This window comes from Pantoea sp. YU22, from assembly GCF_003970755.1.
GTDB lineage: Bacteria > Pseudomonadota > Gammaproteobacteria > Enterobacterales > Enterobacteriaceae > Pantoea > Pantoea piersonii.
Genome location: NZ_RYDU01000001.1, coordinates 200,921 through 225,919 on the forward strand (window position 1 = coordinate 200,921; position 24,999 = coordinate 225,919).

Annotated in this window: 18 protein-coding genes; 9 read left to right on the plus strand and 9 right to left on the minus strand. The window is 57.6% G+C overall.

The genetic code is table 11. The features are described 5' to 3' along the window. Nucleotides 1-99 precede the first annotated feature (99 nt). Nucleotides 100-999 (minus strand): lysine exporter LysO family protein, encoded by a 900-nt coding sequence (locus tag EKL29_RS00990; RefSeq protein WP_120451760.1) that lies wholly within the window; start codon nt 997-999, stop codon nt 100-102. A gap of 105 nt (nt 1,000-1,104) precedes the next feature. On the opposite strand from EKL29_RS00990, the gene EKL29_RS00995 reads away from it, so the two are divergent. Then, the gene (locus EKL29_RS00995) at nt 1,105-2,751 is read left to right on the plus strand and encodes an ATP-dependent endonuclease (protein ID WP_120451762.1); all 1,647 of its coding nucleotides are present in this window, start codon (nt 1,105-1,107) and stop codon (nt 2,749-2,751) included. 81 nt (nt 2,752-2,832) lie between these two features. On the opposite strand, the gene cspD is transcribed toward EKL29_RS00995, so the two are convergent. Then, the gene (gene cspD / locus EKL29_RS01000) at nt 2,833-3,054 is read right to left on the minus strand and encodes a cold shock-like protein CspD (protein WP_103795338.1); all 222 of its coding nucleotides are present in this window, start codon (nt 3,052-3,054) and stop codon (nt 2,833-2,835) included. Between the two features lie 321 nt (nt 3,055-3,375). Here cspD and clpS point away from each other — a divergent pair, with 321 nt between their 5' ends. Together clpS and clpA are read left to right on the plus strand one after the other, a co-directional pair. Continuing rightward, on the plus strand, nt 3,376-3,696 hold the full coding sequence (gene clpS, locus EKL29_RS01005) for an ATP-dependent Clp protease adapter ClpS (protein ID WP_120451764.1): 321 nt from the start codon (nt 3,376-3,378) through the stop codon (nt 3,694-3,696). A gap of 58 nt (nt 3,697-3,754) precedes the next feature. After that, nucleotides 3,755-6,031: an ATP-dependent Clp protease ATP-binding subunit ClpA gene (gene clpA, locus EKL29_RS01010; RefSeq protein WP_120451766.1), complete on the plus strand. Its 2,277-nt coding sequence runs from the start codon at nt 3,755-3,757 to the stop codon at nt 6,029-6,031. An 89-nt stretch (nt 6,032-6,120) separates the two neighbouring features. Here the strand turns inward: clpA and infA are convergent, their stop codons facing one another. The 5 genes from infA to trxB all read right to left on the minus strand — a co-directional run bounded on the left by infA (nt 6,121) and on the right by trxB (nt 12,019). Beyond that, entirely contained in the window at nt 6,121-6,339 is a 219-nt protein-coding gene (infA, locus tag EKL29_RS01015) for a translation initiation factor IF-1 (RefSeq protein WP_002211347.1), read from the minus strand. Between the two features lie 348 nt (nt 6,340-6,687). Beyond that, entirely contained in the window at nt 6,688-7,380 is a 693-nt protein-coding gene (gene aat, locus EKL29_RS01020; RefSeq protein WP_126688624.1) for a leucyl/phenylalanyl-tRNA--protein transferase, read from the minus strand. 31 nt (nt 7,381-7,411) lie between these two features. After that, nucleotides 7,412-9,142: a heme ABC transporter ATP-binding protein/permease CydC gene (cydC, locus tag EKL29_RS01025; RefSeq protein WP_126688625.1), complete on the minus strand. Its 1,731-nt coding sequence runs from the start codon at nt 9,140-9,142 to the stop codon at nt 7,412-7,414. Beyond that, nucleotides 9,142-10,911 carry a heme ABC transporter permease/ATP-binding protein CydD gene (gene cydD, locus EKL29_RS01030; protein ID WP_126688626.1) on the minus strand — a complete coding sequence of 590 codons (1,770 nt, stop codon included), beginning with the start codon at nt 10,909-10,911 and terminating at the stop codon, nt 9,142-9,144. The genes cydC and cydD overlap by 1 nt, the downstream gene beginning before the upstream one ends. Before the next feature lie 139 nt (nt 10,912-11,050). After that, entirely contained in the window at nt 11,051-12,019 is a 969-nt protein-coding gene (gene trxB, locus EKL29_RS01035; protein ID WP_126688627.1) for a thioredoxin-disulfide reductase, read from the minus strand. 527 nt (nt 12,020-12,546) lie between these two features. Between trxB and lrp the strand changes: the two genes are divergently transcribed. The 6 genes from lrp (at nt 12,547) to EKL29_RS01065 (ending at nt 21,723) form a co-directional block, all read left to right on the plus strand. After that, nucleotides 12,547-13,041 (plus strand): leucine-responsive transcriptional regulator Lrp, encoded by a 495-nt coding sequence (lrp, locus tag EKL29_RS01040; protein WP_006118610.1) that lies wholly within the window; start codon nt 12,547-12,549, stop codon nt 13,039-13,041. A gap of 119 nt (nt 13,042-13,160) precedes the next feature. Further along, on the plus strand, nt 13,161-16,736 hold the full coding sequence (locus EKL29_RS01045) for a DNA translocase FtsK 4TM domain-containing protein (RefSeq protein ID WP_126688628.1): 3,576 nt from the start codon (nt 13,161-13,163) through the stop codon (nt 16,734-16,736). 177 nt (nt 16,737-16,913) lie between these two features. Further along, nucleotides 16,914-17,525 carry an outer membrane lipoprotein chaperone LolA gene (gene lolA / locus EKL29_RS01050; protein ID WP_120451779.1) on the plus strand — a complete coding sequence of 204 codons (612 nt, stop codon included), beginning with the start codon at nt 16,914-16,916 and terminating at the stop codon, nt 17,523-17,525. Nucleotides 17,526-17,532: 7 nt separating this feature from the next. After that, nucleotides 17,533-18,876 (plus strand): replication-associated recombination protein A, encoded by a 1,344-nt coding sequence (locus EKL29_RS01055; RefSeq protein WP_120451782.1) that lies wholly within the window; start codon nt 17,533-17,535, stop codon nt 18,874-18,876. 98 nt (nt 18,877-18,974) lie between these two features. After that, the gene (gene serS, locus EKL29_RS01060; RefSeq protein ID WP_126688629.1) at nt 18,975-20,267 is read left to right on the plus strand and encodes a serine--tRNA ligase; all 1,293 of its coding nucleotides are present in this window, start codon (nt 18,975-18,977) and stop codon (nt 20,265-20,267) included. Nucleotides 20,268-20,571: 304 nt separating this feature from the next. Next, the gene (locus EKL29_RS01065; RefSeq protein WP_126688630.1) at nt 20,572-21,723 is read left to right on the plus strand and encodes an MFS transporter; all 1,152 of its coding nucleotides are present in this window, start codon (nt 20,572-20,574) and stop codon (nt 21,721-21,723) included. A 66-nt stretch (nt 21,724-21,789) separates the two neighbouring features. On the opposite strand, the gene pflA is transcribed toward EKL29_RS01065, so the two are convergent. Together pflA and pflB are read right to left on the minus strand one after the other, a co-directional pair. Further along, nucleotides 21,790-22,530: a pyruvate formate lyase 1-activating protein gene (pflA, locus tag EKL29_RS01070; protein ID WP_126688631.1), complete on the minus strand. Its 741-nt coding sequence runs from the start codon at nt 22,528-22,530 to the stop codon at nt 21,790-21,792. Between the two features lie 162 nt (nt 22,531-22,692). Next, entirely contained in the window at nt 22,693-24,975 is a 2,283-nt protein-coding gene (gene pflB / locus EKL29_RS01075) for a formate C-acetyltransferase (RefSeq protein WP_126688632.1), read from the minus strand. Between the last annotated feature and the right edge of the window lie 24 nt (nt 24,976-24,999).

Here is a 24,999-nt window from a genome sequence, read left to right on the forward strand (position 1 = left end):
TCTTCCCGATGGCGGACAAAAGAAAAAGACTAGACGAGCTTTTCCATCCCCAGCCGTGAAAAAGTGCGTTGCACTGACCGTGAAGAGACGCGTTGTACCTCAGGCGGAGAAAAAGGCGATCAGCAGCGGCGCCAGCAGGCTCATCACAAAACCGTGCACAATAGCCGCCGGGACAATCTCACTGCCGCCTGCACGCTGCAGCACCGGCAGGGTGAAATCCATCGCCGTCGCGCCGCACAGACCCAGTGCGCAGGAGCGATGCCGGGCGATCAAGGCCGGGATCAGCATGATGGCGGTCAGCTCGCGCAGCAGATCGTTAAAAAAGGCGGCGCTGCCGATCACCGGACCGAACGCCTCGGTCATCAGGATGCCGGAGAGGGAATACCAGCCGAAACCGCTGGCCAGCGCCAGGCCGGTTTTCAGCGGCAGCCCCAGCAGCGCGGCGGCAATCGCGCCGCCCAACAGCGCGCTTAACAGCACCACGACCGATACCAGCATGCCGCGGCGATTAAGCAGAATCTGACGCAGCGTCATGCCGCTGCCGCGCAGCTGTATGCCGACAAGAAACAGTAAAAAGATCAGCGCGTACTCGCTGGCCGTTGAGGCGTGGCGTAAGAAGGAGAGCTGCGTCAGCCCGGTGAGAAAGCCCACCACCACCACGCCGCACAGCGTGAGCGAATCGAGCGCCATTCGCAGCCGCGACGGCAGCGCTTCCTGTTTGTGCTTATGCTGCCAGGGGCGATTTTTTTCCAGCAGGCGCAGCGCCAGCAGGTTGCACAGCAGGATCGCCAGCGCGCTTACCAGCGCGATATGAAACACGCTCAGCAGGTTGCTGCTGAGGTTGTCGAGAAAGGCGAGACTGATGCCCATAAAAAACAGGATGATATAAACCATCCAGCCCAGCAGGCGATTCACCAGCCGTAAGAAAGCGGGCTGATGCAGCGGCAGCAGCCAGCCCACCACCAGCGGCAGCAGAATGATAAGGAGTCCAGAATACATAACAGATGCTTTTCCTTGCAGAGAGTGCCGACACGCTAGCGAAAAAGCCTGATAGAGTAAACCCTTGTATTACAGCAGCCTGATTGAACCTGAGGATGGACGCCGATGATTCTGGAGCATATCGAAATTACCGGGTTTCGCGGCATTAATCATTTATCGCTGCCGCTTACCCAGACTAACGTACTCATTGGGGAGAACGCCTGGGGTAAATCGAGTTTGCTGGACGCGATGAGCCTGCTGCTTGCCCCGCAGGAGACCTTTTATCCGTTCACCCGGCACGATTTTCACTTCACGCCAGGCAACAGCGAGACGCGGATGCGGCGGCTGCAGGTCGTGTTCCATTTTCGCGATGACGGCGAGGAGCAGGATGCGCTTTTCTCGCCGTTCTGGCAGCGCGACGCGCAGGGCGTACGGCGGCTCTACTTCAGCACCCGCGCGCGGCTACGCGAAACGGAGGTTACCGCTTCGCGTCGCTTTTTGCGCGCTGACGGCGAGGTGTTGCCGCTGGCGGGCAGCGAGGAGGCGATAAGGCAGCTGGTGCGGCTGCATCCGGTGCTGCGCCTGCGCGATGCGCGCTTTAGCCGACGCTCGCGCCATGATGAAAGCGATGCGCAGGCGCGCAGCGCACAGCTGAACGCCTTAGCGGCGGATATCGACAGCCTGACGCGCCAGCTGGCATCGCAGCCGCATCAGCTCAGCGATGAAACGCTGCGGCAGGGCGTAGCGACCATGCAGCAGCTGATGGAGCACTACTTTCTGGTGCTGCAACCCGCCGACGGCCGCGCGCGGCGCAGCGATCCGCATGGGCGCGACGGGGCGCACGGCTGGCGCGCGCTGGATCGGCTCAACCAGCTCATCGGCGAAACCGATTCGCGCAGCCGTCAGATCGTTCTGCTGCGCATGTTCGTTCTGCTGGCGCAGGCGCGCGGCGCGGCGACGCTCTCACCTCAGGCGCGTCCATTATTGCTTATTGAAGATCCGGAAACCCGGCTGCATCCGATTATGCTGTCAGTGACCTGGAACCTGCTCGATCTTATTCCGCTGCAGAAAATTGCGACCACTAATTCTGGCGAGCTGCTGTCGCTGACGCCGGTAGAAAACGTCTGCCGGCTGGTGCGCGAGCCGACGCGCGTCGCCGCCTGGCGCATTGGCCCGCAGGGGCTTAGCGCGGAAGAGAGCCGCCGTATCGGCTTTCATATTCGCGTTAATCGTCCGTCGGCTCTGTTCGCCCGTTGCTGGCTGCTGGTGGAAGGGGAAACCGAGGTGTGGATTATCAATGAGCTGGCGCGTCAGTGCGGCTACCACTTCGCGGCGGAAGGGGTAAAAGTGATTGAGTTTGCGCAATCCGGCCTGAAGCCGCTGCTGAAATTTGCTGCGCGCATGGGCATCGCCTGGCATGTGCTGACCGATGGAGACGACGCTGGCAATAAATATGCCGCGACGACGCGCAGCCAGCTTCAGCCGCATGATGAAAGCGAGCACTATCTGACCCAGCTGCCGGCGCTGGATATGGAGCACTTTCTTTTCAAAGAGGGCTTCCAGGATGTTTATCTGCAGATGGCGCATCTGCCGTTAAATGTTGCCATGAGTCCCAGGCGTATCATTACCAAAGCTCTCCAGCACGCCTCCAAGCCGGAGCTGGCAATCGCCGTGGCGACGGCCGCCGCCGAACGTGGAGAAGCGGCGATGCCGCCGCTGATGCGCCAGATGTTTTCCCGCGTCATGTGGCTGGCGCGCGGCAAGGCGGATTAACCGCACGTGCGCAAGAAAATAAAATGCCAGCGACACGGCTGGCATTTTTTGGGGGAGCGTTCAGAATGGGGTGATAGCAGTTCAGGCGTGCTGTACAGCGTCCACCGGCACGATCAGGCTGGCATGATTGCCTTTCGGGCCTTGATGAACATCAAACTGAACTTGTTGGCCGGCTTTTAATGTTCTGTAACCATCCATCTGAATCGTAGAGTAGTGCGCGAAGATATCTTCTCCGCCACCGATCGGACAGATAAAGCCGAAGCCCTTAGCGTTATTGAACCATTTAACAGTACCCGTCTCCATGCTTTTACTTCCCTCGCAAGACATTTTGATAACCAGGTGAGTAAATTGAAGCTGGGGTCGAGTTTGTTTAAAACTCAATCAGCTTGTGTCTGTAGAATGTAGAGAAAGAGACCCTGGCGTCAAGCAAACCACCGGAGAGCGTGGGGATAAAATCATTAAAATTTGAAGCGGTTAACGCTATTGCGAATTTTGTGATACAGGTCGCGCGCGGTTTTTTCCGCAAAAAATCGCTGCGGCGGAGGGGTGCTTGACAAGCGTGTTAAACTCTACGTATGGACAGTTAATCGTCCGTATCGATGTGCAGAATTTCAACGGAACATTATGGCAAATACTAACGACTGGCTTAACTTTGAACACCTGGCCGAAGACAAAGCGAAGGAGGGACTCAAGCCGCCCTCTATGTATAAAGTCATTCTGAATAATGACGATTATACACCTATGGAATTTGTTATTGACGTTCTGCAAAAGTTCTTTTCTTATGATGTTGAACGTGCAACGCAACTGATGCTGAAAGTTCACTACCACGGGAAAGCGATCTGCGGTGTTTTTACCGCCGAAGTGGCGGAGACCAAAGTCGCTATGGTGAACAATTACGCGCGGGAGAATCAGCATCCATTGCTGTGTACGCTGGAAAAAGCCTGAACTCGCCCTCATATAGCGAAGGTGAGGTTGTCAGAGCGATAATTGGGGGAGGTGCCTAATGCTCAATCAAGAACTGGAACTCAGTTTAAACATGGCTTTCGCCAGAGCGCGTGAGCACCGTCATGAGTTTATGACCGTCGAGCATTTGTTGCTGGCACTGCTCAGCAACCCGTCGGCCAGAGAGGCACTGGAAGCCTGTACCGTCGATCTTGTCGCGCTGCGGCAAGAACTCGAAGCTTTCATCGAACAAACCACACCGGTGCTGCCCGCCAGTGAAGGAGAGCGCGATACTCAACCCACGCTCAGCTTCCAGCGCGTATTGCAGCGCGCGGTATTCCATGTCCAGTCATCGGGTCGCAGCGAAGTCTCCGGCGCCAATGTGCTGGTCGCCATCTTCAGCGAGCAGGAGTCACAAGCGGCTTATCTGCTGCGCAAACATGAAGTCAGCCGTCTCGACGTGGTGAACTTCATTTCTCACGGTACGCGCAAAGATGAACCTGGTCAGGCGCCGCACAGTGAGAACCCGGTTAACGAAGAGCAAGCAGGCGGGGAGGATCGTATGGAAAACTTCACCACCAATCTCAATCAGCTTGCTCGCGTCGGCGGAATCGATCCGCTGATTGGTCGCGACAAAGAGCTGGAGCGCACCATTCAGGTACTGTGCCGTCGTCGTAAAAACAACCCGCTGCTGGTGGGCGAATCGGGCGTTGGTAAAACGGCTATTGCGGAAGGCCTGGCCTGGCGTATCGTGCAGGGCGACGTGCCGGAAGTGATGAAGGAGTGCACCATCTATTCGCTCGATATCGGTTCGCTGCTGGCGGGCACGAAATATCGCGGCGACTTTGAGAAGCGCTTCAAAGCCTTGTTGAAACAGCTGGAGCAGGACAACAGCAGCATCCTGTTTATCGATGAGATCCATACCATCATCGGTGCAGGCGCGGCGTCCGGCGGCCAGGTGGATGCGGCTAACCTGATTAAGCCGCTGCTCTCCAGCGGTAAAATCCGCGTGATGGGCTCCACCACCTATCAGGAGTTCAGCAATATCTTCGAAAAAGATCGCGCTCTGGCGCGCCGCTTCCAGAAGATCGATATCACTGAGCCGACGATGGACGAAACCGTTCAGATTCTGAACGGGCTGAAGCCGAAATATGAAGCGCACCACGATGTGCGCTATACCGCGAAAGCGGTGCGCGCAGCGGTTGAACTGGCGGTGAAATATATCAACGACCGTCATCTGCCGGATAAGGCGATCGATGTGATCGACGAAGCTGGTGCGCGGGCGCGTCTGATGCCAGCCAGCAAGCGCAAGAAAACCATCAACGTGGCAGATATCGAGTCCGTGGTGGCGCGTATCGCGCGTATTCCTGAGAAGAGCGTTTCGGCAACCGACCGCGACACGCTGAAAAATCTCGGCGATCGCCTGAAAATGCTGGTGTTTGGCCAGGATAACGCCATTGAAGCGCTGACTGAAGCGATCAAAATGAGCCGCGCCGGGCTGGGTCAGGAGCGCAAGCCTGTTGGCTCCTTCCTGTTCGCCGGACCGACTGGCGTAGGGAAAACTGAGGTTACGGTACAGCTGGCGAAAGCGCTGGGCATTGAGCTGCTGCGTTTCGATATGTCCGAGTATATGGAACGTCATACGGTCAGCCGCCTGATAGGCGCGCCTCCGGGCTATGTCGGCTTCGACCAGGGCGGTCTGCTGACCGATGCGGTGATCAAACATCCGCATGCGGTGGTGCTGCTCGACGAAATCGAGAAGGCGCATCCGGATGTCTTTAACCTGCTGCTGCAGGTGATGGATAACGGCATGCTGACGGACAATAACGGCCGTAAAGCGGATTTCCGCAACGTGGTGCTGGTAATGACCACCAATGCGGGCGTACGTGAAACCGAGCGTAAATCGATTGGTCTGATCCATCAGGACAACAGCACCGATGCGATGGAAGAGATCAAAAAGATCTTTACGCCGGAGTTCCGCAACCGTCTCGACAATATTATCTGGTTCCGTCACCTGTCACCGGAAGTGATCCATCAGGTCGTGGACAAGTTTATTGTCGAACTGCAGGCGCAGCTGGATGCGAAAGGCGTCTCACTGGAAGTCAGCGACGAAGCGCGCGACTGGCTGGCGGAGAAAGGCTACGACAAGGCGATGGGTGCCCGTCCTATGGCGCGTACGGTGCAGGAAAACCTCAAGAAACCGCTGGCCAACGAATTGCTTTTCGGCTCGCTGGTGGATGGCGGATCGGTCTCGGTGGCGCTCGACAAAGAGAAGAACCAGCTGACCTATCACTTCCTCAGCGCAGAAAAACGCAAAACGGAAGGCACGGTTCACTAAGCGCCGTGAGGTAGAAATAGAAAAGGCCAGATGCGAATCTGGCCTTTTTTTTCGCCACCGTTCAGGCGGCGAAAGCGAAACGAAGCCGCTTAGCGACTACGGAAGACAATGCGGCCTTTGCTCAGGTCGTACGGGGTCAGCTCAACAGTTACTTTGTCGCCCGTCAGGATGCGGATATAGTTTTTGCGCATTTTACCGGAGATATGAGCGGTAACCACGTGACCGTTTTCGAGTTCTACACGGAACATGGTGTTAGGTAACGTATCAAGTACGGTACCTTGCATTTCAATATTGTCTTCTTTAGCCATCGAATCCTCTGGGTGGACTAGCTTTCAGTGAACCGGCAAGATAATGCCGAATTCCACGATTTATGTAAAGAAACGTTGGCGGTAAAGCCAACGCTTCGCCGTGCTTCGCGCGAGGGGCGCGAGCATCTCGGTTAAATTCGGGTGTTTATGTGACGTCTGCGGGGGATTAACGGGCTAAGAATTTGCATCAGTAGGCGGTAACACGCGCTCATCTGAAACAGTTCCGGGAGTGCGTTGTGATTCCCAGCCTGGCAATTCCGGCTCGCCGTTGCGAAGCGCGGACGACATACCAAACGCGGCTATTATACCACTTTTACGTCTGTTTGTGTGCAAAACATCTGCGCAGGCTTAAAAAAGGGTCTGGGTGCGCCAGCAACCGGCGCTGACGGGCTGCCAGGCAAGGGACTGAACATACTGCAGATAGTCGGCGCGCGGGATCTCGCGTGCGCCCAGCGAAGCCGTGTGCGGGTTTAAAACCTGGCAATCCACCAGCCGGCCCTGATGTTTGATGAAATGCTGGCAAAATACCAGAAGTGCGGTTTTCGAGGCATTCTCGCACCGGCTGAACATCGATTCGCCGCAGAAAATCTGCCCCAGCGCGAGCCCGTACATGCCGCCGACCAGCAGCTGATCCCGCCACACTTCTATCGAGTGCGCGTGCCCCAGTTCATAGAGACGCTGCCAGGCGCGCTTCACTTCAAAAGTGATCCATGTCCCTTCCTGGCGACCGGCGGCGCAGCCTTCGACCACCTCGAAAAACGCCTGATTCATGGTCACGCGAAACGGCGAACGCCGATGAAAACGCGCCATGCTGCGGCTGAGGTGAAAAGATTCCGGCAGCAGTACCGCACGCGGATCGGGCGACCACCACAAAATGGGATCGCCAGGCGAAAACCAGGGAAAAATACCGCGCTGGTAGGCGCTGAGCAAGCGGGCAGGGGAGAGATCGCCGCCCATCGCCAGCAGGCCGTTTGGCTCGCGCAGCGCCATCTCTGGCGGAGGAAAATGAAGGGATTCCCGTGACAGTTGCACCAGTCTCATCGCATCTTTACTCGTCGGTTTTTCGCTAAGACTATAGCGCAAAGCGCTGCTGAAAATGCCAGTAGCGTCCCTCTTTTGAGATTAATTCGTGATGCGTACCTTCTTCGGCGATCTGGCCGTTTTCCATTACGCAGATGCGATCCAGTGCGTCCAGACCGCTCAGCCGGTGCGTTACCATTATCAGGGTTTTACCGGCGGTGACCTGCTGCAGCAGCGCTAATATCTGGTGCTCCGTGGCGGCGTCGAGCCCTTCAGTGGGTTCATCCAGCAGCCAGAGATCGCCGTCGTGCAGCAGCGCTCGCGCAATCGCCAGTCGGCGCAGCTCGCCGCCCGACAGCGAACGGCCTCCTTCGCCGAGCCAGGCGTTGAGCCCTTCTTCGCTTTCCAGCAGGCGCGACAGGCCTGTCTGGTGCAGAACGCGGCTGAGCTGCGCATCGCTGGCGTCGGGACGCGCTACCCGCAGGTTCTCGCGCAGCGTCTGGTTGAACAGGTGTACGCGCTGCGTCACCACGCTAATGCGCTGACGCAGCGATTTTTCATCCCAGCTGCGCAGAGCGACGTTTTGCAGCGCAATGGATCCGGTTTCCACCTCCCATGCGCGCGTCAGCAACGCCAGCAGCGTGGATTTACCGCAGCCGGTGGGGCCGAGCAGTGCCAGGCGTTCACCCGCTCGCACCTGCAGCGAAAAATTATCCAGCACCGCTTCGGGACGATGGGGATAGTGGAAGGTGACCTTATCAATTGATACCGAAAGGCTGCCGGGCTCACTTGCCGACTTATCGGGAAAACGAATCGCGGGCGCCTGATCGATGATGCCGTTAACGCGTTCAGCGGCGGCGATAACCTGCGACAGCGGCAGAAAAGCGCCAGCAACCGGGGCCAGTGCTTCAAACGCGGCAAGCGCGCAAAATACCACCAGCGCGATAAGCGCGCCGGGCGAGGAAGCCTGGGTCACGCCATCCGCACTCATCCACAGCAGCAGCGTCACGGTTGCGCCGCTTATTAGCAGCAGCAGGCTTTGCGACAGCGCCTGCAAACGCTGCTGCTGACGCTGCGCAGCCTGCCAGCGGCCTTCATCCTGGTCAAGCTGCTGACGCCAGCGTTCGGAAAGGCCATAAATTGCCAGTTCAGCCTGCCCGCTCAGCCAGTACATCAACTGCAGACGCCAGCGCGCACGCTGTTGCGTAATGGCGCGACCGGCTGGCGCGCCCAGGCGGTAAAACAGCGGCGGCATCAACAGCAGCGTCGTCAGCATGACGCCGCCTAGCACCAGCGCCAGCCGCACGTCCACCAGGCTGATGCCCAGTGTCACCACTACAATCACCACAAACGCGCCTGCCAGCGGCGCGATCACTCGCAGATAGAGGTGGTCGAGCATATCGACGTCACCAACGAAACGGTTGAGCAGATCACCCTGACGGAATGCCGCCAGCTGACCTGGCGCCAGCGCAATAAGGCGGCTGAAGGTAAAAACGCGCAGGTGTTGCAGAACGCGGAAGGTCGCATCATGGCTGACCAGTCGCTCAAAATAGCGGGCGGCGGTGCGTGTGATGGCCGCGCCGCGCACGCCTGCAGCCGGCAGCATATAGTTAAAGCTGTAGAGCCCGGCGATGCCTGCCAGCGAGGAGGCAGCCAGAAACCAGCCTGAGAGCGCCAGCAGGCCGATACTGGCGAGCAGCGTAACGATGGCGAGCAGCACGCCCAGCGACAGTCGGTAAGGGTGACGCAAAAACAGGCGCAGGAAAGGACGCAGTGCGGACATCAGCAAATCTCCCTCTGACGATGCGAGACCATCTGGCGAAACGAGCCAGGTTCGGCGAGCAGCGCTTGCCAGCCGCCTTGCTGTACCAGCCTGCCATCCTGCATCACCCAGATAGCGTCCCAGTGCTGCAGCTGATCGAGCTGGTGGGTGATCATCAACGTCGTCTGCCGACGCGACGCTTTATCGAGCGCCCGCATCATATGCTGCTCGCTGCGGCTGTCGAGGCTGGCGGCGGGCTCGTCCAGCAGCAGCAGGCGGGCAGGCTTATAGAGCGCGCGCGCCAGCGCGATGCGCTGCGCCTGACCCACTGAAAGCCCGGCACCATCGTCGCCGACAGGCGTCAGCACGCCAGCAGAGAGCCGCGGCAGAAATTCGCTGACGCCGCAGTCATCCAGCAAGCTATCCAAATCGTCATCGCGCTGCGCGCCGCCCATCACGATATTGTCGTGCAGCGTGTCGGCGGGCAGCTGCGGATTTTGCCCGAGCCAGGCAATCTGCCGGTGCCAGTATGCGCGGCCCATTTCGCGCAGCTCGACGCCATTAATGCGTAGCGATCCCTGGTAAGGCAGAAAGCCGAGAAGCACGTTCATTAGTACGGTTTTCCCCGCGCCGCTCTGGCCCACCAGCGCAACGCGCTGGCCAGCGTTAAGGCTAAAGCTGAGCGGACCGCACAGGCGTTGATTATCCACGCTCAGCGCAACCAGATCCTGCGCGACGATGGCGATCGCCGCGTCGTCCGCCAGCTGCGCCGAACCGTCGGACCGTTCATGCTGGGGACTCTCGCGCATAAAGCGCTCAAGGGCATCCGCGCCGCCGACCGCCTGCGCTTTCGCATGGTAAAAAGCGCCCAGATCGCGCAGCGGCTGAAAGAATTCTGGCGCCAGGATCAACGCGACGAAACCGGCGAACAGCGTTACGCCTTGCCCATATGCGCCGAAATGGAGCTCGCCGAGGTAGGAAAAACCGAAGTAGACCGCGACGACCGCGATCGCCAGCGAAGCGAAAAACTCCAGCACGGCGGATGAGAGAAAGGCGAGTCGCAGCACTTCCATGGTGCGCTGGCGAAAGTCCGCAGTGGAGGAGGCGATGACGGCGGTTTCCGCTTCGGCGCGGTGAAACAGACGCAGGGTTTCGCGTCCGCGCAGGCGGTCAAGGAAGTCGCCGCTGAGGCGCGCCAGCGCAACAAAGTTGCGGCGGTTGGCGTCGGCCGCGCCCATGCCGACCAGCGCCATAAACAGCGGGATCAGCGGCGCGGTGGCGAGCAAGATCAGACCGGCTGCCCAGTTTAGCGGGAAAACGGTCAGCAAAATGCATAAGGGGATCAGCGCTGCCAGCGTCATCTGCGGCAGATAGCGCGCATAATACTCCTGCATCTCCTCAATCTGCTCCAGCAGCAGCGTCGCCCAGCTGCCTGCTGGTTTGCCGCGGATCCATGCGGGGCCGAGATCGGAAAGACGATCCAGTACCTGCTGACGCAGCGCCTGACGAATTGCCTGTCCAGCGCGAAAGCCTGCGGCCTCGCGCGCATAGTTAAGCAAGGCGCGCAGCGCAAAGCAGAGCAGCAGAAGGGAGAAGGGGAGAAGAAGCTCGCTGCGCAGTCGCTGTTCAACAATCAGCGCCTGTAGCAGGAAAGCCAGCAGCCAGGCCTGGGCGATGATGACCAGCGCGCTGGCCAGCCCAAACAGCGACGTCAACCGCAGCCAGCGGCTGCCAAAAGCGCGTTGCTGGCGTAGCCAGCGAATCAGTTCCTGTTGCCGGGTTTTATTCATGCGAGACCGTAAGCGTTGTCGATAACCCACGAAAAGAGAGGGGGATTGCTCTTCAGGCTGATGAATCTAGCACGGCGGCATAAAAAAAGGCGACTGAAAAACAGCCGCCTCGTATAAATAAGATCAGATAATTAACAAGTTACCGATCGTTTTTAACCAGTCCATCCAGATAACGCTCTGCATCCAGCGCAGCCATACAGCCGGTGCCCGCCGAGGTGATCGCCTGGCGATAGATATGGTCCATAACGTCGCCCGCAGCGAACACGCCGGGGACGCTGGTCTGCGTTGCGTTGCCATGCAGGCCGGACTGCACTTTGATGTAGCCGTTTTCCAGCGCCAACTGCCCCTCGAAGATCGCCGTATTCGGGCTGTGCCCGATAGCGACGAACAGGCCTGCCACTTCCAGCGACTCCGTTTCCGCCTCGTTGAGGGTCGAGCGCAGCGTCAGGCCGGTGACGCCCATCTGATCGCCAACCACTTCTTCCAGCGTGCGATCGGTATGCAGCACGATATTGCCGTTGCGCACTTTTTCCATCAGGCGGTCAATCAGTATTTTTTCCGCGCGGAAGCTGTCGCGACGGTGAATCAGATGGACTTCCGCGGCGATGTTCGCCAGATAAAGCGCCTCTTCCACCGCGGTATTGCCGCCGCCGATCACCGCGACTTTCTGATTACGGTAGAAAAAACCGTCGCAGGTGGCGCAAGCGGACACGCCTTTGCCTTTAAACGCCTCTTCGGAAGGCAGGCCCAGATAGCGCGCAGAGGCACCGGTCGCAATAATCAGCGCGTCGGCCGTATATTCGCCGCTGTCGCCGGTGAGACGGAACGGACGGTTCTGCAGATCGACAGTATGAATATGGTCAAAAATGATTTCGGTGTTGAATTTCTCGGCATGCTCATGCATGCGCTCCATCAGCGAGGGACCAGTGAGATCGTGCGGGTCGCCGGGCCAGTTCTCTACCTCGGTAGTGGTGGTCAACTGACCGCCTTTTTCGAGGCCGGTAATCAGCACTGGATTCAGGTTGGCGCGCGCCGCATAGACCGCTGCGGTATAACCCGCCGGACCGGAGCCCAGAATGAGCAATTTACTGTGTTTGGCCGTACTCATAGGATCCTCAGTTTCATTCGGCTGACAACATGACCTGGGATTGTAGGGAATTTACCGTGGCAAAAAAAGGGCTGGGGAATTTTGTTACCAATAGCTGCAAACGGCGTAGACGATAAGTCGGGCTTCTGCACGCCGGTTGCGCTAAAAGGGGGCAATAATCGGTTATTGCTGGTGCAAGAGTATAAAAATTCTCATTTAAAAACAGTTACCCAGCGGTCTGTCTGGCATCTTGTCCTGAATTTGGTCTTTTTACTTTGACAATCGCCTGCGCTTTTGCGAAAACAATGACAGAAGCGAAGAAGAAGGAGAGAGTCAAAACAGGGTTTCGTTCCTCGTTTTGCCCTTTTTTCCCGATAAATTACAGCCTGACATGGGTAATGACGCATGATGTGGACAGACAACATGCGTCATGCGGATGGATGCGCGACAGCGCACAGGCTCTGATTCTTCACTTCAATAATGCCTTGAACAGTGAACGTTTCCAGGGCGTGGCAGGTAAAGGGAAGGAATTAAGAGAGACAATAATAATGGTAGACAATAAGAAACGCCCCGGAAAAGATCTCGACAGAATCGACAGAAACATTCTGAATGAACTTCAGAAAGATGGTCGTATTTCCAACGTAGAACTTTCCAAACGCGTAGGATTATCGCCTACGCCATGTCTTGAGCGTGTGCGTCGTCTGGAGCGTCAGGGTTTTATTCTTGGCTATACCGCGCAACTTAACCCGCACTATCTAGATGCGTCACTGCTGGTTTTCGTTGAGATTACTCTGAATCGTGGCGCGCCGGACGTGTTTGAACAGTTTAACGCCGCCGTGCAAAAACTTGAGGAAACTCAAGAGTGTCACCTGGTTTCCGGTGACTTCGACTACCTGTTGAAAACGCGCGTGCCGGATATGTCCGCCTACCGTAAGCTGCTTGGCGAAACCCTGCTGCGCCTGCCGGGGGTCAATGACACCCGTACTTACGTGGTGATGGAAGAGGTTAAACAGAGTAATCGGCTGGTGATTAAAACCCGCTAACGCAGCGCAGGTGCAAAACCTGTGATATTTCGATACACTCCTGTGAATTCATACAGGACCAGCGTCGGGCTTGCCCGACGCTGTTGCCTTCATAATTTACAGGCACCTGGAGAGTTCTCTTGAGCCAGGAATACACAGAAGACAAAGAAGTTTCGTTAAAACCGCTGAGCAGTGGACGTCGTCTGCTGGAAGCATTGCTTATTCTCGTCTCACTTTTCGCCATCTATCTGATGGTCTCTCTCGTCAGCTTTAATCCTTCCGATCCGAGCTGGTCGCAAACCGCCTGGCATGAGCCGATTCATAATCTGGGCGGCGGCGTGGGAGCCTGGCTGGCGGATACGCTGCTGTTTATTTTCGGCGTGATGGCCTATGCCATACCGCCGGTGATTATCGGACTGTGCTGGATCGCCTTTCGCCAGCGCGATCGCCAGGATTACATCGACTACTTCGCTATCGGCCTGCGCCTGATCGGCGTGCTGGCGCTGGTGGTGACTACCTGCGGCCTGGCTGCGCTCAATGCCGATGACATCTGGTATTTCGCCTCCGGTGGCGTTATCGGCAGCCTGGTCAGCAACGCTATTGCGCCCTGGCTCAGCCCGATGACCGGCACGCTGGCGCTGCTTTGCGTCTGGGCGGCGGGCATTACGCTCTATACCGGCTGGTCCTGGCTGACCATCGCCGAGCGCATCGGCGGCGTGGTTATGGGCGTGCTCACCTTCGCCAGCAACCGTTCGCGTCGCGACGAGCCCTGGCAGGAGGATGAAGAGGCGTTCGACGATACGGCCGCACCGCGCGTTGAGGTGGCCTCGCAAGATGAGGATGATGTACTGCTCTCTGCGCCGCGCGCCAGCACAGAACATTCAGCGCCGGAAGTGGCCGATCCGCTTCTGGCGAAAGCCGCTGCGGCGACAGATGCCGCGCTGATCACGGCGGCCGAAGCCGCTGGCGTTGCGGCGCCCGTAGCCCCGGTATCGGCTGCTGCGATCTCCTCTCAGAGTGCTGCAGCCCCCGCTGCTGCCATGCCGTCTCAGGTTGCCGCCGCGTCAGCGCCGGTTGCTGCGATGCCGCCTCAGGCGGCCGCAGCGCCACTCTCCTCTCAGACGGTCGCAATGCCGCCTGCCGCCTCCGTTGCGCCTGTAACGGCTGCCGCCGCACACTCTGCGGCAGCGAATCCGTTCGCTGCGTCTCAACAGCCCGTCAACGCCTTTACGCCTGCGTCACCTCAGCCAGCCGCGCCTGCTCCCGCCGAGCCGCCGCGTTATCATTTTGAGATGCCGCAGACGCCGTCCGCGCCCGCTTTCACCAGCTGGGAAGAGGATGACGGCCCGCAAATGGGCAACTGGCGCGATGCCGATACGGCCGATATAGCCGCTACGGCGGGCGCGGCGACAGCCGCCGCGCAGGCAGCCTCTACGCCGCTGTTCGATGTCGCGCCTGAAGAGAATTACAATCCGCAGGTGAAGCAGGGTATCGGACCGACGCTACCGCGTCCTAAGCCGGTCAAACTGCCGACGCGTCGCGAGCTGGCCTCTTACGGCATTAAGCTGCCTTCTCAGCGAATAGCGGAAGAGAAGGCCAAAGCGCAAGAACAGCAGCGCGCTGACGTCTCGTCTCAGCCTGCAGACGCGCAGTCCGAATGGTCAGAGCATCAGCAGGAGGCGCAGGAACAGGCGCAGCTGCGCGACGCTTTCGCCAGCCAGCAGCAGCAACGCTACGGCGAGAGCTGGCAGCAGGATGAAGATACGCAGCAGGATGAAGATCAGGAAGAGGCTGTCGAACAGGCCGCGCTGGCGCAGCAATTCGCCGCGCAGCAGCAACAGCGCTACGGCGCTGAAGAGCAGAAAGAGAAATCGCCAGCCCTGAGCCTGGATACCTCCTCCGCGTTCGATTTCTCGCCGCTGGACGATCTGGTGGATGAAGGCCCCAGTGAGCCGCTCTTTACTATCGCCAGCGCGCCAGAGCCGGAAGCGCCTGTGGCAACGCATACGCCATGGCAGCAGCCTGCGGAAGCGCCGGTTGCTCAGCCTGCCGTGCCGGTGGCCGCACCGACGGTTTCTGCCGCTTTTGCACCCGCCGAGCCGGAGCCAGAGCTGACACCTGTGATGCAGACGCCAGCCGCCGCGCCGCCGCAGGCGTCGCAGCCCGGCTCGCTGGATAACAGTCTGATCCATCCTTTCCTGATGCGTCATAACCAGCCGCTGGAGAAACCCTCTACGCCGCTGCCGACGCTGGATCTGCTGACCTCGCCGCCAGCCGAGGAAGAACCGGTTGATATGTTCGCCCTTGAGCAGACGGCGCGTCTGGTCGAAGCCCGTTTAGGCGACTATCGCGTCAAGGCAGAAGTGGTCGGCATCTCGCCGGGCCCGGTGATTACCCGCTTCGAGCTGGATCTGGCGCCGGGCGTGAAAGCCGCGCGCATCTCCAACCTGTCGCGCGATCTGGCGCGTTCGCTCTCGGCGGTTGCCGTGCGCGTAGTTGAGGTGATCCCCGGCAAGCCTTATGTCGGTCTGGAGCTGCCCAACAAGCATCGTCAGACGGTCTATCTGCGCGAAGTGCTGGACTGCGCCAAATTCCGCGACAACCCGTCGCCGCTGGCCGTGGTGCTGGGTAAAGATATCGCGGGTCAGCCGGTCGTCGCCGATCTGGCAAAAATGCCGCACCTGCTGGTGGCCGGTACGACCGGTTCCGGTAAGTCGGTCGGCGTCAACACCATGATTATCAGCATGCTCTACAAGGCAACGCCGGAAGAAGTGCGCTTTATCATGATCGACCCGAAAATGCTGGAACTGTCGGTCTACGAAGGCATTCCGCACCTGTTGACCGAAGTTGTCACCGATATGAAGGACGCGGCTAATGCGCTGCGCTGGAGCGTCGGCGAGATGGAGCGACGCTACAAGCTGATGTCGGCGCTTGGCGTGCGTAACCTCGCTGGCTACAACGAAAAAGTCGAACAGGCGGAAGCGATGGGACGTCCTATTCCCGATCCGTTCTGGAAACCGGGCGACAGCATGGATATGACGCCGCCGGTGCTGGAAAAACTGCCTTATATCGTGGTGCTGGTGGATGAGTTCGCCGACCTGATGATGGCGGTCGGTAAGAAGGTTGAAGAGCTGATTGCGCGTCTGGCGCAGAAAGCGCGTGCCGCAGGTATTCACCTTGTGCTTGCTACGCAGCGTCCGTCAGTGGATGTGATTACCGGTCTGATTAAGGCCAACATTCCGACGCGCATCGCCTTCACCGTCTCCAGCAAAATCGACTCGCGCACCATTCTCGATCAGGGCGGCGCTGAATCGCTGCTGGGTATGGGCGACATGCTCTATATGCCACCCAACTCCTCAATGCCGGTACGTGTGCACGGCGCATTCGTCCGCGATCAGGAAGTGCACGCTGTCGTGCAGGACTGGAAAGCGCGCGGACGTCCGCAGTATATCGAAAGCATTACGGCAGGCGAGGAGAGCGAGGGCGGCAGCGGTGGTCTTGAGGGCGACGAGGAGCTGGATCCGCTGTTCGATCAGGCGGTGGCTTTTGTAGTCGACAAGCGTCGCGCCTCGATCTCCGGCGTACAGCGTCAGTTCCGCATCGGCTATAACCGCGCCGCGCGCATTATCGAACAGATGGAAGCGCAGGGGATCGTATCGGAACCCGGACACAACGGTAACCGTGAGGTGCTCTCTCCGCCACCGCATGAAATGTAGCGCGACACGCTTTGCAACAAACAATCATGGGCCAGTTTTTACTGGCCCATTGTTCAGGCGACATTTACCCCTCATATCAGAATACGCTTTCGGGTTTTTCTCCTGGCTCAATGGCAAAACGACGGCCAGAATTAAAACGGTATTCACTGGATAGAGATAAATAAGGAATTGAAGCGGATGAAATTAAGCGTAATCGTGCCTGGCCTGTTGGCCGTTTTTGCGTCAGCCAGCGTTATGGCGGACGCCTCCAGCGATCTGCAGCAGCGTCTGAACAAGGTTAACAGCTTCCACGCCAGCTTTAGCCAAAAAGTGACCGACAGCAGCGGCGCCAACGTGCAGGAAGGCGAAGGCGAGCTCTGGGTAAAACGCCCCAGCTTATTTAACTGGCACATGACCGCGCCGGACGAAAGCGTCATTATCTCTGACGGCAAGAATCTGTGGTTTTATAACCCGTTCGTTGAACAGGCCAGCGTCAGCCTGCTGAAAAACGCGACCAGCAACACGCCGTTTATGCTGATTGCGCGCAACCAGCCGAGCGACTGGCAGCAGTACAATATTAAACAGCAGGGCGACGCGTTCGAACTGACGCCGAAAAACAGCGATGGCAACCTGAAGCAGTTCACCATCTCCGTGACCTCTGCGGGCACCATCAACCAGTTCAGCGCCATCGAGCAGGACGGGCAGCGCAGCAGCTACCAGCTGAAGAGCCAGAAAAACGGCGCGATCAGCCCGGACAAATTCACCTTTACGCCGCCCAAAGGGGTGACGGTAGACGACCAGCGTCAGTGAGGTAAGCGTGGGTAATCTGTCTCTGGATTTTTCCTCCGAAGATTTCAAGCCGCTGGCGGCGCGCATGCGTCCGGAAACGCTTAAGCAGTATATCGGGCAGCAGCATTTGCTGGCGCCCGGTAAGCCTTTGCCGCGCGCCATCGAAGCTGGCCATCTTCACTCAATGATTCTTTGGGGACCGCCGGGCACAGGGAAAACCACGCTGGCGGAGATTATCGCGCGCTACGGCAATGCCGACGTCGAGCGTATCTCCGCCGTTACCTCGGGGGTTAAAGAGATCCGCGAGGCGATCGAGCGCGCGCGCCATAGCCGTCAGGTCGGGCGCCGCACCATTCTGTTTGTCGATGAGGTGCACCGCTTCAACAAAAGCCAGCAGGATGCGTTCTTGCCGCATATTGAAGATGGCACCATCACCTTTATCGGCGCGACCACCGAAAACCCCTCGTTTGAGCTTAACTCCGCGCTGCTCTCACGCGCGCGCGTTTATCTTTTAAAATCGCTCACCACTGAGGATATCGAGCAGGTGCTCGATCAGGCGATGCAGGACAAAACGCGCGGTTATGGCGACAGCGACATCATCCTGCCTGACAATACGCGCCGTATGATCGCCGAGCTGGTGAACGGCGACGCGCGCCGCGCGTTAAATACGCTGGAAATGATGGCGGATATGGCGGAGAGCAATGCGCAAGGTAAACGCGAGCTGACGCCGCAGTTGCTGACAGAGGTTTCCGGCGAGCGCGCCGCGCGTTTTGACAACAAGGGCGACCGCTTTTACGACCTGATCTCCGCGCTGCACAAATCGGTGCGCGGCTCCGCGCCGGATGCGGCGCTTTACTGGTATGCGCGCATTATTACCGCGGGCGGCGATCCGCTCTATGTAGCGAGACGCCTGCTGGCGATCGCCTCTGAAGATGTCGGCAATGCCGATCCGCGCGGGATGCAGGTGGCGATTGCCGCCTGGGATTGCTTTACCCGCGTCGGGCCTGCCGAAGGCGAACGCGCTATTGCGCAGGCGATCGTCTATCTGGCCTGCGCGCCGAAAAGCAACGCCGTCTACACCGCGTTTAAAGCGGCGATGCGCGATGCGCGCGAGCATCCCGACTACGATGTGCCGGAGCATCTGCGTAACGCTCCGACCCGGCTGATGAAAGAGATGGGCCTGGGCAAAGCGTATCGTTACGCTCATGATGAAGAGCACGCCTATGCGGCTGGCGAGGTCTATTTTCCGCCGGAGATGGCGCAGACGCGCTACTACACGCCAACCCAGCGCGGGCTTGAAGGTAAAATTGGCGAAAAGCTCGCCTGGCTGGCTGAACAGGATCAAAATAGCCCGACAAAACGCTACCGCTAAAACAGACGTTACGGTAAGGTGAGCAAGGATATCAATGCATTCCAGCGGGAATGCATCCCTTCATTCGTTCTTTCAACCTTTGATTACACAGGATAAGCATGCTCGATCCCAATCTGCTGCGTAATGAGCCAGACGCAGTCGCAGAAAAACTGGCACGCCGAGGATTCAAACTGGATGTGGAAACGCTGCGCTCCCTTGAAGAGCGTCGTAAAGTCTTGCAGGTGGAAACGGAAAATCTGCAGGCGGAGCGTAACTCCCGATCCAAATCCATCGGTCAGGCCAAAGCACGTGGGGAAGATATCGAGCCGCTGCGTCAGGAAGTGAACGCGCTGGGCGAACGCCTGGATGCGGCCAAAGCGGAACTGGATGCCCTGCAAAATGAAATCCGTGATTTCACCCTGGCGCTGCCTAACCTGCCGGCGGATGAAGTGCCGCTGGGCAAAGATGACAGCGAAAACCAGGAAGTCAGCCGCTGGGGCGAGCCGCGCCAGTTTGATTTCCAGGTGAAAGATCACGTTGAGCTGGGCGAGATGGTGAAAGGCCTCGATTTTGCTTCTGCCGTGAAGCTGACCGGTTCGCGCTTTGTGGTGATGCAGGGACAGATTGCTCGTCTGCATCGCGCGCTGAGCCAGTTTATGATCGACCTGCATACTGAACAGCACGGCTATCTTGAAACCTATGTGCCTTATCTGGTCAACCATGCGACCCTGTACGGAACCGGCCAGCTGCCGAAGTTCGGCGAAGATCTGTTTCATACCCGACCGCTGGAAGAGGAGTCAGAGAGCAGCAACTATGCGCTGATCCCGACGGCGGAAGTCCCGCTGACCAATCTGGTGCGCGACGAGATTGTGGAAGAGGAGAGTCTGCCGATCAAACTGACCGCGCATACGCCTTGCTTCCGTTCTGAGGCGGGCTCTTACGGTCGCGATACGCGCGGCTTAATCCGTATGCATCAGTTCGACAAGGTAGAGATGGTGCAGATCGTCGCGCCGGAAACCTCAATGGATGCGCTGGAAGAGCTGGTGGGCCACGCAGAGAAAGTGCTGCAGCTGCTCAACCTGCCGTACCGTAAAGTGCTGCTTTGCACCGGTGATATGGGCTTTGGCTCAGCCAAGACCTACGATCTGGAAGTCTGGCTGCCGGCCCAGAACACCTATCGCGAGATCTCCTCCTGCTCCAATATGTGGGACTTCCAGGCGCGCCGCATGCAGGCGCGCTGCCGCAGCAAAACTGATAAGAAGCCACGTCTGGTGCACACCCTGAACGGCTCCGGCCTGGCGGTCGGTCGTACGCTGGTTGCGGTGCTGGAGAACTATCAGCAGGCTGACGGACGTATTCAGGTGCCGGATGTGTTGCGCCCCTATATGAACGGTGTAGAGTTTATCGGCTGATACGCGCTTCAACAGTAAACCCGGACATGTCCGGGTTTTTTTATATTTAACGTCGGCGTACGGCGTGAAGTTATCAGAAATAAACGTTATCGACATTGCGACAGGCTTAGCGCCTAAAAAGCCTGTTTTTCATAAAGATAGCTTCGAAGCGGGTCTCGTTTAACACTCCTGTAACCCACTGAAGATTAATAAATTAAATTATCTTGCAGCAAAATGTGCTGCGCTATTTTTTTGTGCTTTTCCTTTAAATTCGCCGGTGGCAAACTGCGCGCAACCTCCTCTCTTTTCTTTGGTTTTTACTCCTATGTCCACATGGTCACGTCCCGTGGTGCTGCTGCTTTGCGGCCTGCTTTTGCTGACGGTTGCAATTGCTGTGCTCAATACACTGGTTCCGCTGTGGCTGACTCACGATGCGCTGGCTACCTGGCAGGTAGGCGTGGTGAGTTCCTCTTTCTATACCGGCAACCTGGCGGGCACGCTGGCGGCAGGCTGGCTGATTAAACATTACGGTTTTAACCGCAGCTACTATCTGGCAACCACGATTTTCGCCGTAGCGACCGCCGGTCTGTTAATGATGGACGGTTTCTGGGGTTGGTCGATCCTGCGTTTTTGCGCGGGTATCGGCTGCGCCTTGATTTGGGTCGTGGTAGAGAGTGCGCTGCTCTGTAGCGGGACGGTGCGCACCCGGGGCCAGCTGCTGGCCGCCTACATGATTGTCTACTATCTTGGCACCGTTGCGGGTCAACTGCTGGTGAGCAAAGTCTCTACCGGTCTGTTTAACGTCGTCCCCTGGCTTACCGCGCTGATGATCTGCGCCATTCTGCCGCTGGTGTTCGTGAAGGTGACCGCCGGCAGTGAAGCGACAGAGGCTGCGGCAGGTAAAATCTGGCCGATGCTGCGTCGTCGTAGTTCGCGACTTGGCATTAACGGCTGTATTATTTCCGGTATTGTTCTGGGTTCGCTCTACGGTCTGATGCCGCTCTACCTCTCTCATCAGGGCATGAGCGATGCGAATGTCGGCTACTGGATGGCGCTGCTGGTCAGCGCTGGCATCGTCGGGCAGTGGCCGGTTGGGCGCCTTGCCGATCGCTTCGGTCGTCTGCTGGTGCTGCGCGTGCAGGTGTTTGTCGTGATTCTGGGCGCGATGGCCATGCTGACTAACGCTGCGATGGCGCCTGCACTCTTTGTGCTGGGTCTGGCGGGCTTTACGCTCTATCCGGTAGCCATGTCCTGGGCCTGTGAGACCGTTGCGCACCATGAACTGGTGGCGATGAACCAGGCGCTGCTGTTGAGCTATACCATAGGCAGCCTGGCGGGCCCCAGCATGACGGCGGTTTTGATGCAGAACTATTCCGACCGCATTCTGTTTGTGATGATTGCCGGCGTGGCGCTGGTCTATCTGATGATGCTGCTGCGTAAAGCGAATCAGCAGGCAACGCCAGTGGCGCACGCCTGATATCGGCGCAGGGGACTAAAAACAGCCGCCTGCACCATAAAGAAAGGGAGCCAGAGGCTCCCTTTTTTAATACATAACAGGATGACCGTAGCTGGCGAGGATGTTTTTCACCCGCTCCATAGTCTCTTTTGTCGGCGGCTTCACGCCGTCGAGCTTGTACTCTTCACCCATCGCGATCCATTTATGCTTGCCAAGTTCATGGTAGGGCAGCAGTTCAATCTTCTCGACATTCTCCATATCCCGTGTGAACTCGCCAAGCCGGTGTGCCGAATCGTCATCATCCGAATAGCCGGGCACCACCACATAGCGTATCCAGGTCCGTTTGCCTTTTTTCTGCAGGTAGCGGGCGAAGTCCAGGGTACGATGGTTGGAGACACCGACCAGGATTTGATGAATGTCATCATTGATTTGCTTGAGATCGAGCATCACCAGATCCGTCACCTCCAGCAGCTCATCAATCACTGGATCGTAGCGACGCACAAAACCGTTAGTGTCCAGACAGGTATGAATGCCTTCCGCCTTGCAGGCGCGGAACCAGTCGCGCACAAATTCAGCCTGTAAAATGGCCTCGCCGCCAGAGGCGGTCACGCCGCCGCCAGACGCGTTCATAAAGTGGCGATAGGAAAGCACATCTTTCATCAGCTCCTCGACGGTGATCTCTTTTCCGCCGTGCGTGTCCCAGGTATCGCGGTTATGGCAGTAGAGGCAGCGCATCAGGCAGCCCTGAAAGAAGGTGATAAAACGGATGCCGGGACCGTCAACCGTCCCGCAGGATTCGAACGAGTGAATACGACCTTTGCAAGACATTGCGATGTTCTCCAGGTTAGCCTGCCAGCAGCAGGCGCACAATCTCTGTTGTGCTCGATGATAAAGTCGGTTTTGACTGATTTCTGTATTAAGAGCGCAGACAAAACGGGCCTTGGAGAAAAGGCTCCCGAAGGAGCCTTTTTACAGCTTAGCGCGCCAGCTTTACAGTGATTTGGTGAAAGTACGGGTAATCACATCCTGCTGCTGCTCTTTCGTCAGCGAATTGAAGCGGACGGCATAGCCAGAAACGCGGATGGTCAGCTGCGGATATTTTTCCGGGTGCTCCATCGCATCCAGCAGCATTTCGCGGTTCATCACGTTCACGTTAAGGTGTTGGCCGCCTTCAATGCTCGCTTCATGATGGAAGTAACCGTCCATCAGGCCAGCAAGGTTAGCTTTCCGCACGTTGTCATCTTTACCCAACGCATTAGGCACGATAGAGAAGGTGTAAGAAATACCGTCTTTCGCATAGGCGAAGGGGAGTTTCGCGACAGAGGTCAGTGACGCAACGGCACCTTTCTGATCGCGGCCATGCATTGGGTTTGCGCCTGGACCAAAAGGCGCGCCTGCGCGACGTCCATCCGGCGTATTACCGGTTTTCTTACCGTAAACGACGTTAGACGTAATGGTCAGCACTGACTGAGTCGGTACGGCGTTGCGATAGGTGGCGAGTTTCTGAATTTTCTTCATGAAACGTTCAACCAGATCGCAGGCCAGGTCATCGACGCGCGCATCGTTATTACCAAACTGCGGATATTCGCCTTCAATTTCAAAGTCAACCGCCAGGCCATCTTCGTCGCGCACCGGTTTCACTTTGGCGTACTTGATAGCGGACAGCGAGTCGGCGGCTACTGACAGACCCGCGATGCCGCAGGCCATTGTGCGATAGACATCGCGATCGTGCAGCGCCATCAGCGAGGCTTCGTAGCTGTACTTATCATGCATATAGTGGATGATATTCAGCGCGGTCACATACTGTTTCGCCAGCCAGTCCATGAAGTGGTCCATACGCGCCATGACGGTATCGAAATCGAGCACGTCGTCCATGACCGGGGCTTCTTTCGGACCCACCTGCATTTTCATTTTTTCATCCATGCCGCCGTTGATTGCGTACAGCAGGGTTTTTGCCAGGTTGGCGCGTGCGCCGAAGAACTGCATCTGTTTACCAACAATCATCGGGCTGACGCAGCAGGCAATGGCGTAGTCGTCATTGTTAAAGTCAGGACGCATCAAATCGTCATTCTCATACTGCAGAGAAGAAGTATCGATAGAGACTTTTGCCGCGTATTTCTTGAAGTTCACCGGCAGGTTTTCTGACCACAGGATGGTCATGTTCGGCTCCGGCGACGGTCCCATGGTGTAAAGGGTATTCAGGAAACGGAACGTGCTTTTTGTCACCAGGGTACGACCATCGACGCCCATGCCCGCCAGTGATTCTGTCGCCCAGATGGGGTCGCCAGAGAAAAGCTCATCATATTCCGGCGTACGCAGGAAGCGCACCATGCGCAGCTTCATGACCAGGTGGTCAATCAGTTCCTGCGCCTGCTCTTCGGTGATTTTACCGGCCTGCAGATCGCGTTCGATATAGATATCGAGGAAGGTTGAGACGCGGCCGAACGACATTGCTGCGCCGTTCTGCGATTTCACCGCCGCAAGGTAGCCGAAGTAGGTCCATTGAACCGCTTCCTGCGAATTCGTCGCCGGGCCGGAGATGTCGCAACCATATTTAGCGGCCATCTCTTTAATCTGGGCCAGTGCGCGGTGCTGTTCAGCAATCTCTTCACGCAGACGGATAGTGGCTTCAAGATTAACGCCATTTTCCAGATCGTTCTGCAGTGAGTTGAACTGCGCCAGTTTGTCTTGCATCAGGAAGTCAATGCCATACAGGGCGACGCGGCGATAGTCGCCGATAATGCGGCCACGGCCGTAGGCGTCCGGCAGACCGGTCAGCACGCCCGATTTACGGCAGCGCAGGATGTCCTGGGTATAGACATCAAACACGCCCTGGTTGTGGGTTTTACGATACTCGGTAAAGATTTTTTTCAGCGTCGGATCCAGCTCGCGGCCATATACTTTACAGGAGCCTTCCACCATTTTAATGCCGCCAAACGGGATAATGGCGCGTTTCAGCGGCGCTTCAGTTTGTAAGCCGACAATTTTTTCCAGCGATTTATTGATATAGCCAGCATCATGCGCGGTAATGGTTGAGGCGAGATCGGTATCGAAATCGACGGGCGCATGGGTACGGTTTTCAATCTTGATCCCTTCCAGCACGGCGTTCCACAGCTTAGTGGTCGCTTCAGTCGCGCCTGCCAGGAAAGACTCGTCGCCTTCATACGGCGTGTAGTTCTTTTGAATAAAATCGCGAACGTTGACGCTGTTCTGCCATTCGCCGTGGGCAAATCCATCCCAGGCCGCAGCCTGTTTTGCATTCAGATCGGTCATGATATACCTGCCTTATCTAAGAAG

Bases quoted from the DNA above. Each gene is read 5' to 3' on its own strand.
- EKL29_RS00990 (WP_120451760.1), bottom strand. From the start codon at position 999: ATGTATTCTGGACTCCTTATCATTCTGCTGCCGCTGGTGGTGGGCTGG.
- EKL29_RS00995 (WP_120451762.1), top strand. From the start codon at position 1,105: ATGATTCTGGAGCATATCGAAATTACCGGGTTTCGCGGCATTAATCAT.
- cspD (WP_103795338.1), bottom strand. From the start codon at position 3,054: ATGGAGACGGGTACTGTTAAATGGTTCAATAACGCTAAGGGCTTCGGC.
- clpS (WP_120451764.1), top strand. From the start codon at position 3,376: ATGGCAAATACTAACGACTGGCTTAACTTTGAACACCTGGCCGAAGAC.
- clpA (WP_120451766.1), top strand. From the start codon at position 3,755: ATGCTCAATCAAGAACTGGAACTCAGTTTAAACATGGCTTTCGCCAGA.
- infA (WP_002211347.1), bottom strand. From the start codon at position 6,339: ATGGCTAAAGAAGACAATATTGAAATGCAAGGTACCGTACTTGATACG.
- aat (WP_126688624.1), bottom strand. From the start codon at position 7,380: ATGAGACTGGTGCAACTGTCACGGGAATCCCTTCATTTTCCTCCGCCA.
- cydC (WP_126688625.1), bottom strand. From the start codon at position 9,142: ATGTCCGCACTGCGTCCTTTCCTGCGCCTGTTTTTGCGTCACCCTTAC.
- cydD (WP_126688626.1), bottom strand. From the start codon at position 10,911: ATGAATAAAACCCGGCAACAGGAACTGATTCGCTGGCTACGCCAGCAA.
- trxB (WP_126688627.1), bottom strand. From the start codon at position 12,019: ATGAGTACGGCCAAACACAGTAAATTGCTCATTCTGGGCTCCGGTCCG.
- lrp (WP_006118610.1), top strand. From the start codon at position 12,547: ATGGTAGACAATAAGAAACGCCCCGGAAAAGATCTCGACAGAATCGAC.
- lolA (WP_120451779.1), top strand. From the start codon at position 16,914: ATGAAATTAAGCGTAATCGTGCCTGGCCTGTTGGCCGTTTTTGCGTCA.
- serS (WP_126688629.1), top strand. From the start codon at position 18,975: ATGCTCGATCCCAATCTGCTGCGTAATGAGCCAGACGCAGTCGCAGAA.
- EKL29_RS01065 (WP_126688630.1), top strand. From the start codon at position 20,572: ATGTCCACATGGTCACGTCCCGTGGTGCTGCTGCTTTGCGGCCTGCTT.
- pflA (WP_126688631.1), bottom strand. From the start codon at position 22,530: ATGTCTTGCAAAGGTCGTATTCACTCGTTCGAATCCTGCGGGACGGTT.
- pflB (WP_126688632.1), bottom strand. From the start codon at position 24,975: ATGACCGATCTGAATGCAAAACAGGCTGCGGCCTGGGATGGATTTGCC.